At 66.2% G+C, this 10,811-nt stretch carries 9 protein-coding genes; 2 read left to right on the top strand and 7 right to left on the bottom strand.

Annotation, left to right across the window (positions count from 1 at the left end; genetic code table 11):
- Window positions 1-29 precede the first annotated feature (29 nt).
- Window positions 30-539 carry a peptidoglycan-associated lipoprotein Pal gene (pal, locus tag YP76_RS02375; protein ID WP_046761996.1) on the top strand — a complete coding sequence of 170 codons (510 nt, stop codon included), beginning with the start codon at window positions 30-32 and terminating at the stop codon, window positions 537-539.
- 69 nt (window positions 540-608) lie between these two features.
- Here pal and YP76_RS02380 read toward each other — a convergent pair whose 3' ends face one another.
- The 7 genes from YP76_RS02380 to YP76_RS02410 form a co-directional block, all read right to left on the bottom strand.
- Window positions 609-2,009: an efflux transporter outer membrane subunit gene (locus YP76_RS02380; RefSeq protein ID WP_046761997.1), complete on the bottom strand. Its 1,401-nt coding sequence runs from the start codon at window positions 2,007-2,009 to the stop codon at window positions 609-611.
- Window positions 2,002-2,904 carry an efflux RND transporter periplasmic adaptor subunit gene (locus tag YP76_RS02385; RefSeq protein WP_046761998.1) on the bottom strand — a complete coding sequence of 301 codons (903 nt, stop codon included), beginning with the start codon at window positions 2,902-2,904 and terminating at the stop codon, window positions 2,002-2,004. The genes YP76_RS02380 and YP76_RS02385 overlap by 8 nt, the downstream gene beginning before the upstream one ends.
- Window positions 2,901-3,116, bottom strand: a complete 216-nt coding sequence (locus YP76_RS02390; protein WP_046761999.1) for a DUF1656 domain-containing protein — start codon at window positions 3,114-3,116, stop codon at window positions 2,901-2,903. Before YP76_RS02390 ends, YP76_RS02385 begins: the two co-directional genes overlap by 4 nt.
- Window positions 3,113-5,173: an FUSC family protein gene (locus YP76_RS02395; protein WP_046762000.1), complete on the bottom strand. Its 2,061-nt coding sequence runs from the start codon at window positions 5,171-5,173 to the stop codon at window positions 3,113-3,115. The genes YP76_RS02390 and YP76_RS02395 overlap by 4 nt, the downstream gene beginning before the upstream one ends.
- Before the next feature lie 42 nt (window positions 5,174-5,215).
- The gene (locus tag YP76_RS02400) at window positions 5,216-5,665 is read right to left on the bottom strand and encodes a MarR family winged helix-turn-helix transcriptional regulator (RefSeq protein WP_046762001.1); all 450 of its coding nucleotides are present in this window, start codon (window positions 5,663-5,665) and stop codon (window positions 5,216-5,218) included.
- 152 nt (window positions 5,666-5,817) lie between these two features.
- Complete coding sequence (locus YP76_RS02405; protein WP_046762002.1) at window positions 5,818-6,120, bottom strand: hypothetical protein; 303 nt, start codon at window positions 6,118-6,120, stop codon at window positions 5,818-5,820.
- A gap of 23 nt (window positions 6,121-6,143) precedes the next feature.
- On the bottom strand, window positions 6,144-9,023 hold the full coding sequence (locus YP76_RS02410; RefSeq protein ID WP_046762003.1) for a M16 family metallopeptidase: 2,880 nt from the start codon (window positions 9,021-9,023) through the stop codon (window positions 6,144-6,146).
- 149 nt (window positions 9,024-9,172) lie between these two features.
- Between YP76_RS02410 and YP76_RS02415 the strand changes: the two genes are divergently transcribed.
- Complete coding sequence (locus tag YP76_RS02415) at window positions 9,173-10,807, top strand: M28 family metallopeptidase (protein ID WP_046762004.1); 1,635 nt, start codon at window positions 9,173-9,175, stop codon at window positions 10,805-10,807.
- Window positions 10,808-10,811: the final 4 nt, after the last annotated feature.

The following is a 10,811-nucleotide window of genomic DNA, read 5'->3' on the forward strand; positions in this document are numbered from 1 at the left end:
CTTTAGAACATGTGTTGAGGAGCAACCCGATGAAACTTTCCCGTACCCTGCTGGTGGCTACCGCCATTGTGGCGCTTGCCGCCTGCTCCAAGAAGGCGCCGAAGGAATTGCCGCCGCCGCCCGCCGACACCTCCACGCAGACCACGGGTCCGGCCACGCCTTCCGGCCCGGTCAAGGGCAGCCAGGAAGATTTCGTCGCTTCGGTCTCGTCTGACCGCATCCTGTTCGGCACCGACCAATATGATGTCGACGCGCAGGACCAGCAGATCCTGCAAAGCCAGGCCGCCTGGTTGCAGCAGAACCCCAATGTCCGCGTGACCATCGAAGGCCATTGCGACGAGCGCGGCACCCGCGACTACAACATCGCGCTGGGTGAGCGTCGCGCCAATGCCGCGAAAAACTATCTCGCCTCGCTGGGCATAGACGCCGCCCGCATCACCACCGTCAGCTATGGCAAGGAACGCCCGGCTGCCCTGGGGTCCGACGAATCGGCCTGGGCGCAGAACCGCCGCGCGGTGACGGTCACGGTCCAATATTGATCATGTGAAGCTTTTGGGTCGCACCAACTTCACGCCCGCCGGTCTCCAGGGACCGGCGGGCTTTTCTTTTCAGGACCAGCCGCCCCCAAGCGCGAGGAAGATGGCGATCTGATCCTGCACCAGTTGCACCCGCGCCGCCGCCGCCGAGGCCTCCGCGCCGGCGAGCGACCGCTGCGCATCCAGCAAGGACAGGAAATCGCCGCGCCCGAAGCGGAACAGCTTGCCCGCCTGCCCCGCCGACACGCCCGCGCTGTCCCGCGCCCGGTCGAGTGCAGCCGCCTGTTCGGCATGGCGGCGATAGATCTCCAGCGCCGTCTCCGTTTGCCGCAACGCCTCCAGCACGGTTCCGTCGAAATGCGCCAGATCGGCCTGCACCTGCGCATCGGCCTGGGCGATCCGCGCCTTCACGACCGGCCGGTTCGGGAAGCTCCAGCTCAGAAGCGGCCCCAGGCTCATGCCGAAGCTGGTTCCGGACCCGAAGCTCTTGAGCGGCCCGCCAAGCCCCAGCGATCCACCGATGCTGATCTGCGGATAGAGATCCGCCGTCGCCACGCCGACGCGGGCCGTATCGGCCGCGATGCTGCGTTCCGCCTGCCTGATGTCGGGGCGCCGCCGGATCAGCGCCGCGCCATCGCCCGCCGGCAGAGGCGCGTGCAGCACGGGCAGGATCGCGCAATCCTCCACTTCTTTCGGATAATCAGCGGGCGGGCGGCCGAGCAGAGTCGCCAGCAGATATAGCCCGTTCTGCCGCTGCGCCTCGAAAGCGGGCAGGCTCGCCGCGCTGGCGTCGACCGCCGCCCGCGCCCGACTGACGTCGAAAGCCGTGCCGCGCCCGCCCTTGAACAGCCGCTGCGTCGCATCGAGCGTCTCGCGCTGTAGGGCCACCACCCGGCGGTTGACGGTCAGCGAATAATTGGCGGCACAGACCTGGGCATAGGCCCGGGCCGTCGCCGCTGCGACACCGACGCGGACATAGTCGCGCGCCGCCACCACCGTTTCCAGATCGGCGGTGCTCGCCTCGATCGCGCGCTTGATCCGGCCGTTGAGGTCGAGCGGATAAGAGGCGCTGAGGCCGAGATCGTAGCCGACCACGCCCGGCAGGTTCTCGCCCGTGCCCGAAGGCCGCGCCAGCGTCACGCCGCCGCCGACCGCCGTGCCGATGGTGCGTCCTGCCTCCGCCTCGCGCAGCACGGCTTCCGCCGCCGCCAGATTGGCGTCGGCCACGCGCAGGTCGGTATTGGCCGCCAGCGCCTGCTCGACCAGCATATCCAGCCGGGAATCATCATAGAGCCGCCACCAATGGTCGGGCAGTTCGGCATTGCTGAAGCCCGCGCCCTGAGCCGAGAGGAAAGCCCCCCGCGCCTCCGGAGCCGTGGCCGCCGACTTTTCCGGTGGCCGGTAGTCCGGCCCCGCCGTCGCACAGGCGGCCAGAACCAACGCCAACACAGGCGTCCCGACCGTCTTACGCATGGCGGCAGGCCCCCGGCTTCGCGCCCTTCCTCGCCGGTTCGATCGTCACCGTGGCGGTGCGCCCGGCGATCAGCTTCACCTCCGGGGGCACCTTGGTCAGCTTGACCCGTACCGGAATGCGTTGGGCCAGGCGCACCCAGGAAAAGGTCGGCTCGACCGTCGGCAGCAGGTTGCCGCTGTCGCTCCGGCTCGAATCATTGATGCCGTAGGCGATGCTGTCGACCCGCCCGTGCAGGTCCTGCTCCTCGCCCATCAACCGCACCGTCACCGGTGCGCCGATGCACACGATCGGCAGCTTGGTTTCCTCGAAATAGCCCTCGATCCGCAGGCTGTCGCGGTCGACCAGCGCCATGGCCTGCTGCCCGGCCGCGACGAAATCGCCCGGATGCAGGTCCAGGTTCGTGACCACACCGTTGACCGACGCCACCACCTGGGTCCGCTTGAGGTTGAGCCCGGCGGCGTCCCGCGCGCTCATCGCCTCGGCCAGCGCGGCCTCCGCCGTCGCGACGCGCGCGACATTCTGCTCATGGGCTTCCTTCGCCACCAGATCGCCCAGCGCGACGTCGCGTGTCGCCTCGCGCCGCGCCTGACCCAACGTCGCCTTCGCGCTGGCGATCCGCGCCTCCGCCTGCTCCAGCGCCAGCGCATAGCGAGGCCGGTCGATCACGAACAGCAGGTCGCCCGCCTTCACCGCCTGATTGTCATGCACCGCAACGGAGGTGACGAGCCCGCCGATATCCGGGGTCACCCGAACCACATCGGCGCGCACGCGTCCGTCACGAGTCCAGGGGCTGCGTTCATAATGGTTCCACATCCACACCGCCACCAGCACGGCGGCAATGACGATGACGATGGTGGCAGCACTCCTGATCAGCATGGCGGTAAGGCGGTTCATAGACGGATTCCAAGGGAGGGAACGAGGATGGCGAGCGCACCCAGCATCAGCACGAAAATGCTGAGGTCGACCGCCGCCCGATAGGCAAGGAAACGATAGAGGCCGAGGGCGCCGATCAGCCGGGTTATGCCCCAGCTCAAGATCAGCGCGACCAGTGCCAGCAGCAACAGGGTCGGTACATAGACGCCCCCCAACGCAATTTCTCCGGTCATGCAGCGACCCTCCGATAGCCTTCGCTGTCGGGGAACAGGTTGCGGCGCAGGCTGACCAGCGCGAGGACCGCCTCCCGCCGGATCAGGCCGCTGGGATTGCGCGAGAGGTCGCCGATCGCCCGGTCGATGGCGTCCAGCAGGGCGGGCGGCGCGGGCTGGGGGGCGTGGGGATCCAGCCCGCGATAATGCATGCCCACGCCCGTCAGCACCTCGGCCAGCGGCGTCGCTTCCCCCACGGGCAGGTCCAGCCGCAATTGCCGCAGTTCGCCGATGGCGACACCGGTTCGCAGGTCGCGCAGCGCATCGTAAAGCGGCCGCCCGCTGTCCGACCGCGTAGCGGCCAGCCGTGGCGCGAGCAACGCAATGCGGTCCAGCATCCGGTTTATCCAGCCGCGCACGTCGGGCGGGGTCATCAGCGTGGCGCGATTGGCGATATCGTTCCAACCCGCGCGCATCGTCCGCCGGACCGCACCTTCGACGCCTGCCGACTGCAACAGCCCGGTCATGATGATCGCGAACCAGAGGCCGACCAATTGCGCCACGGTGCCGTTCGCGTAAAGCGCAAAGGCATCCCTGTAGCGATCCGACAGCAGCACCGGGCTGCCCAGCCCGAGTAATGTGGGCACAGCGATGCCGGCCCAGCGCGGCGACGCGATCATCGTCCCCAGCAGCAGCAGCATTGGCGCGTAGGCCGCCGCCAGCAGGGCAAATCCGTCGAGCCGGGGCATGATCGCATAGCCGTAGATCGCGCCCAGCAATGAAGCGGCGATGGTACCGATCATGAAGCCCTTGAGCGGCGCCAGTGGATTGTCGGACGCGGCGAAAAGCGAGAGGAACACGCCCGCCAGCATCACCGCCGTGCCGCCGTCCCGCCAGCCGCTGCCGATCCACAGGGCGCATCCCAGGGCGAGGGTGACGAAGGCGCCGAAGGCACCGCGCGCCGCCCTGGCATAATCCTTGTGCAGTTCGCGGCTGCGACGCCCCTCCAGCAATTCGCCGACGCGGGGGCTGACAGCTTCGCGCCTGTGTGTCACCATCTGGTCGTAAAGATCACGGCAATCGCGATGCGCCGCGATCAGGGCGGCCAGCCGCGCGAGCATGCTAAGACGCATCATGTCGGCCCAGCCCATTTCCGCCTGGGCCGCCGGCTCCAGGGCCGCGCAACGCGCGATCAAGGCGTCCGCCGCAACGGTGCGGGCCGCAATCTCATGGCCGGGGTTCACGATCCAGGTGCGCGCATCGCCGATCAGCCCGGCGACCTTCGGCGGCACGATGCCGTCATTCGCGGCCTTGAGCATCGCCAGCCGGTCTTCCACCGCGGCCCCCAATGGCAGCAACAGGGAAAGCTGGTCCTGCATCGCACGCACCGTGCGGACGCGCGGCGCGAGGCGGGAAATGTCGAAGGGCAAATGCACCGACATCTGATGCAGTTCGGTAATGTCCTGCGCCAGACGACGACGCTCCTGCGCCAGTCCTTCCACCGGTTCGAGCGCAATGGCGTCATGCGACCAGCGTTCGGCGTCGCGCAGCATCGCCTCCACCCGCGCCAGCAGCAAATTGGTGATGGAACCGGGGAAAACGACACCATGGACAAGGCTGCCGCACAATATGCCGATGGTGATTTCCTGGACGCGCAGCGTGGCCACGGTGAAGATGGTCTGCGGCGTGTCGACGTCGGGAAAGACGATCAGGCAGGCGCTGTAGCCCGCCAGCACGAACATATAGGAGCGCGGCGTGCGGTCGAGCAGGGAGACGAACACGCAGACGGCCAGCCACAACGCCATGGCGAGCGACAGCATTTCCGGCGCGTTGACCAGCGGCGGGACGACCGCCACCGAAAAGATCGCGCCGACCATCGTGCCGATGATGCGGAACACCGCCTTGGAAATCACCGCCCCGGCAAGCGGCTGGGCCACGATATAGCTGGTGAGGAACGCCCAATAGGGCCGCTCCAGCCCAATGCTGAGCGCGACGAAGAGCGCCAGCATCGCCGCGGCGAAGCATTTCAGGGAAAAGAGCGCGGCGGGCCAGCCGATACGCTCGCCAAAGGCGATCATCTCGGCGCTCGCATCATCATGGCGCTCATATCGGACCAGCCATCAGGACTGTCCTCTCCGTTCCCCCATACGCCGTTCCAGCAGGCTCAGCATGTTGACGGCAATCTCGATCGCGGCGTCGGGGACGCCGTCGAGCAGCTCGCGCCGCAGATTATCCAGCCTGGCTTCGATCTGTCCCACGAGTTCCTGCCCCTCCGGCGTGAAGGCGACTCGGTTCGAACGGCGATCATCCGGGTTGGGCACGCGCTCGACAAGTCCCGCGGCCTGCAACTGGTCCAGCGTCCGCACCAGCGAAGGCTGGGCGATGCCCAGTTCTTCCGCCAGATCCGCCTGCCGCATATCCGGACCCAGCCGGTCGAGATAGATCAGACACCATCCCGCGCTGTTCGACACGCCCAGTTCGGCAAGCGCAAGATCGGCAAGCTGCCGCCACTGACGCGCCACCTGCGGCATTTTATGTGCCAGCGCGCGTTTCAATTCCGAAGGGGACATTTTTCTTAGATAGCTAACTAATATCTTGGGTCAACAGATTCGTTTCGATCCGCGCCCAATTCCCATCCCGACCGCATCAGACCGGTTTTCGATGGCACGAAAAAGGGCCGGGAACTTCGCGGTTCCCGGCCCGTTTAAACTTCGCCGTCCATTCAGTTCCGGCGCGTACCCGAAAAACCCGCGGCACCGAATGCGCCGAGCTGCATCGTCCCGGTGATGCTGTCCCCGCTGACCTCGGCCTCGCATTCGAGGGTCATCGGCATGGGGATGGTCATGTTCATCTTCCAGCTCAGCTTGTTGCCGTCGACCTTGCCCTCGGCCACGTCGAGCGAACCCATCATGCCGGCAAAAGTGCCATGGAAGCTGTCGCCCGAACTGATGACGGTCAACACACCGTTCTGGTCGCCCATCGGCGTCTTCGCCACGCAATCATAGGCACCGTCCACTGCCGCCATAGCACTTCTCCTTTACGTAATCGTCAATCGGCCAATGTGCCCATTTCCACCGGAAGGCCAACGACGTCAAGCTGTGGTTTCACGAGTTTCGCGTCGCCCACGACGACCCAGATCAGCCGGTCGGGATTGATCGCCTCCCGGGCCGCCTTGTCGAGATCGGCGGCGGTCATCGCGCGGTAGACGCCCGGCAGGCTGGCATAATAATCGTCCGGCCGCCCCAGCATCCGGTTGCGCATCATCGCGCCCAGCAGGTCGGAGGAGGTTTCGAAGCTGCCGGGCAGCGACAATATCTGGCTGTTGATCGTCTGGTTGCGTTCCGCCTCGGTCGTGCCCTTGGCGGTCAGGAAGTCGCTGATATCCTTGCGCGCGGCGACGATGGATTCGCCGGTCTTGTCGGTCTGCACCGGGGCATAGACCAGCAGCGGGATCGTTTCCTTGACGCCCGGCAACCCGGTTCCGGCATAATAGGCCCAGCCCTTGCTCTCGCGCAGGTCCATGATGAGGCGCGAGGTCGAGCTGCCGCCCAATACTTCATTGGCGGTGATCAGAGTCACGGGATTGTCGGTGCCCGCCTTGTTGGTGAGCAGGCCGGCGAGGATCATCGACTGCGGGCTTTGCGGCTTGTCGACCAGGATGATCCGCGACGGCCGCATCATGCGGTCCATGCGGAACAGCTTGGTGCCCTTGGCGACCTTCGGCGCTTTCCAGTCGCCGAAACGCTTTTCGAGCAGCGGCATCACGTCGGCCAGGGTGGTGTCGCCGGTCACGAAGATGGTCGCATTGTCGGGCCGCAGCCATTTGTCATGGAAGGCGACCAGATCAGCCCGCGTCACGGCCTTGACCCCGCTTTCCGTGCCGGAACCGGTGAAGGGAATGCCATAGGGATGCGCCTGACCATAGAGCAGCGGCGGCAGCAGGCGCTGCGCGATCGGCATGGGTTCGGTCTTTTCCGCCTTGATGCGGGTGAGCACCTGCCCGCGCAGGCGCTCCACCTCGGTCGGCGCGAAGGCGGGATTACGGATCACGTCGGCCAGCAGGCCCAGCGACGCATCCAGATTGGGCTTCAGCGCATAGAGCCCCACATTGGTGGCATCCATGCCGTTGCCCGCGCTGATCGAGGCGCCCAGCCGTTCCTGTTCTTCGGCGATCTGGACCGAACTGCGGGTGGTCGTGCCTTCGTCCAGCAGTGCGGTCGTCAGTCCCGCCGTGCCCAGCTTCGCCTTGTCGTCGGCGGCATTGCCGGCATCGAAGGACACCGACACCCGCACCACCGGCACCGTCGCCCGGCGCGCGAAGACGACGGGAATGCCGTTCTTGAGCGTCGCATGCTCGACGGCCGGGAATTCCAGATCCTTGACCGGCTCGATCCCCGGTTCGGCGATCTTGGTGGGCGGCGGCGGGGTCACCGCAACCGGCGCGGGCTTCTTGGGATCGCGGAAATAGGCCGGATGATGGGTCGCATTGCCCGCCAGCGCATTATCCTCGGCCGACCGTTCGCCCGGCGCCACGGTCAGGCGGAACACCGGCCGCGACAGCCATTTGCGCGCCGCCTCGCTCACCGACTGCGGTGTGGCGGCGGCGGCGGCCTCCAAGTCCTGCTTATATTTCGCCGGATCATTGGAATAGACCGCCCCCTCGGCCAGCGTCACCGCCTTGCCGCTGAAACCGCCCACCTTCTCCAGACCGCCGATCGTGCCGGAAAGCTGCTGCGTCGCGGCGCGCTGTACCTCGTCCGCGCTCGGTCCCTTGGCGAGATAATCGGCAAGCAGCTGGTCCAGCCGCTTGCCGACGGCCACCGGGTCCTGCCCTGGCTTCACATCGACCGTGATCTCGGCGATGGAGAGCTTCTCGAAGGGCTGGATGCTGGCCTTCACCCCCACGGCGACCTTCTCGTCCCGCACGAGGATATTGTCGAGCCGCGAGGATTTGAGGCCGCCAAATACCGCCATCGCGAGATTGAGTTGCGTCAGATCGTCGGAATTGACGCCCGGCACGATCCAGTTGCGATAGAGCCGGGTGGCCGCCACATTGTCGTGCATCACCTTTTCGACATCCTGCCCCAGCGTCGGGACCGTCGCATCCACATCCTTGGGTGCGGGGCCGGCAGGGATGTTGCCGAACCACTTTTCCACCTTCGCCTTCGCCGTCGGCACGTCGATGTCGCCCGCCAGCACCAGCACCGCGTTGTTAGGGCCGTAATGCGTCTTGAACCAGGTCTGCACGTCGGCCAGGCTGGCCGCGTTGAGGTCCGCCATCGAACCGATGGTCGAATGGCGATAGGGATGCCCCTCCGGCAGCATCGCGGCGAGCTGCGCATATTCGACCAGGCCATAGGGCTCATTCTCGCCCATGCGCTTTTCGTTCTGGACGACGCCGCGCTGGGTATCGAGCTTGGTCTGGGTGACCGCGCCCAGCAGATGGCCCATACGGTCGGATTCCAGGAACAGCGCCCGGTCGAGCGCGCCGGTCGGCACCGTTTCGAAATAATTGGTGCGATCGAACCAGGTCGTGCCGTTCCAGTCGGTCGCGCCGATATCCTCCAGCCGCCCGAAAAACGGCCCGTCGGCATTTTCCGAACCATAGAACATCAGATGTTCGAAGAGATGGGCGAACCCGGTCTTGCCCGCCGGTTCGAAGCGCGATCCGACATGATACCAGATCGATACGCCGACGACCGGCGCCTTGCGGTCGGTGTGAACGATGACGCGCAGGCCGTTTTTCAGCGTGAATTCCTCGTAGGGAATGTTCACCGCCGCCACCAGGCTGGAGAGCGGCGCGGGCGCGGCCACGCCGGTTGCCGCGGGCGCCTTCGGCGCCGCCACCGCCGGCATGGTCGGCAGGAGAGTGAGCGAGGACAGGCCCAACATCAGGGCTACCCGGCAGGAAAATGGGGAAAAGGTCATGAGCGCCTCATGAAGGACAATAGATCGGCGGGCAGCATAGCGAGGCGTTTTAGACGCGCAACACGCATATGGGGCAAGACATGGGCTGGACAGGCGAAACCGGCACGTTAGGCTCCCCATTCGACCATAAAAGAGAGGTTTCGCACCCGATGCGCCTTCGCTCCTTCGCCTTCGCTTCCTCCCTCGCCCTTGCGCTTGCCACCCCCAGCCTCGCCTCTGCCGAAACCGGCCCCGCCATCACGGGGGAAGCCATCCGTGCCGATATCGGCTTCCTGGCCGACGATCTGCTCGAAGGCCGCGATGCCGGGACGCGCGGCTATGACATCGCCGCGCGCTATGTCGCAGCGCGGTTCGAAACATTGGGCCTGCAACAGGCCGTACCCAATAGCTGGTATCAACCGGTGACGCTCGCCGTCGCACAGCTCGACAAAGCGTCCCCGCCTTCGCTCACCATCGGGGACAGGCGCTTCGCCAATGGCGAAGACGTCGCGATCGCCGCGTTCGGCCGCGAACTACGCCAGAGCATCGGAGCGCAGGCGGTGTTCGTGGGATACGGCCTGAAATCCGATCGGGAGAAGATCGACGACTATGCGGGCCTTGATCTCAAGGGCAAGTTCGCGGTCGCACTTTCCGGTTCGCCGATCGGCATGCCGAGCGAGATCGGCGCGCATCTCGCCTCCGAAAAGGCACTGGCCGCGCAGCAGGCGGGCGCGATCGGCCTGATCACCATCCCCACCGCCAGCTATCTCAACCGCACGGCCTGGGAGAAGCTGCGCGAGCGGGCGCAGAGCCCGACAGTGAGCTGGCTCGACGCATCGGGCCAACCCTATGTCCGCACCCCGGCCATTCGCGGCACCGGGACCGTGACCGGGGCGGCGGCCGAGGCGCTGCTCGCCGGGTCGGGCAAGACCCTGGCCATGATCCGCGCGCAGGCGGAGAAGAAGGGCGCGCGGCCAAGGGGCTTCGCGCTCAAGCCCAGCGTCCGGATCGACCGGACCAGCACCGTCGAGACGGCGCCCAGCCGCAATGTGCTGGCGGTGCTGCCCGGTTCCGATCCGGCGCTGGCCGGGGAATATGTGCTGCTGATGGCCCATCTCGACCATCTGGGAGTCAAGGAAAGCGCCCAGGGGCCGGACAAGATCTATAATGGCGCGATGGACAATGCCTCCGGCGTGGCGACCATGCTGGCGGTGGCGAAGGCCTTTGCGCAAAGCGGGGAACGGCCGAAGCGCTCCATCCTGTTCGCGGCGGTGACGGCGGAAGAAGATGGACTGTTGGGGTCGCAGTTCCTGGCGAAGAATCCCGTGCTGCCGCAGGGCGCGAAGCTGGTCGGCGTGGTCAATCTGGACATGCCGATCCTGACCTATGATTTCCAGGATGTGGTGGCGTTCGGCGCGGAGCATTCAACCCTTGGCCCGATCGTGGAGAAGGCCGCCAGGGCGGAGGGCGTCTCGCTATCGCCCGATCCGTTGCCCGCCGAGGGGCTGTTCACCCGGTCCGACCATTATCGCTTCGTGCAGGAAGGGGTGCCGGCGGTGTTCCTGATGACCGGATTCGCCGGGCCGGGACGGGAAGCGTTCGAACATTTCCTCAAGACCGACTATCACCAGCCCTCCGACCAGATGAGCCTGCCCTTCCACTGGGAGGCGGCGGCCAAGTTCGCCAAGGTCAACTATGCCATCGCCCGCGAGATTGCCGATGAGCCGGAGGCACCGCGCTGGTACAAGGGGGATTTCTTCGGAGATGCCTTTGCGCCGGGTGTGCCCAAGGCGGTGAAACCATGAACCT

The organism is Sphingobium chungbukense (assembly GCF_001005725.1).
In the GTDB taxonomy this organism is placed as follows: Bacteria; Pseudomonadota; Alphaproteobacteria; order Sphingomonadales; family Sphingomonadaceae; genus Sphingobium; species Sphingobium chungbukense.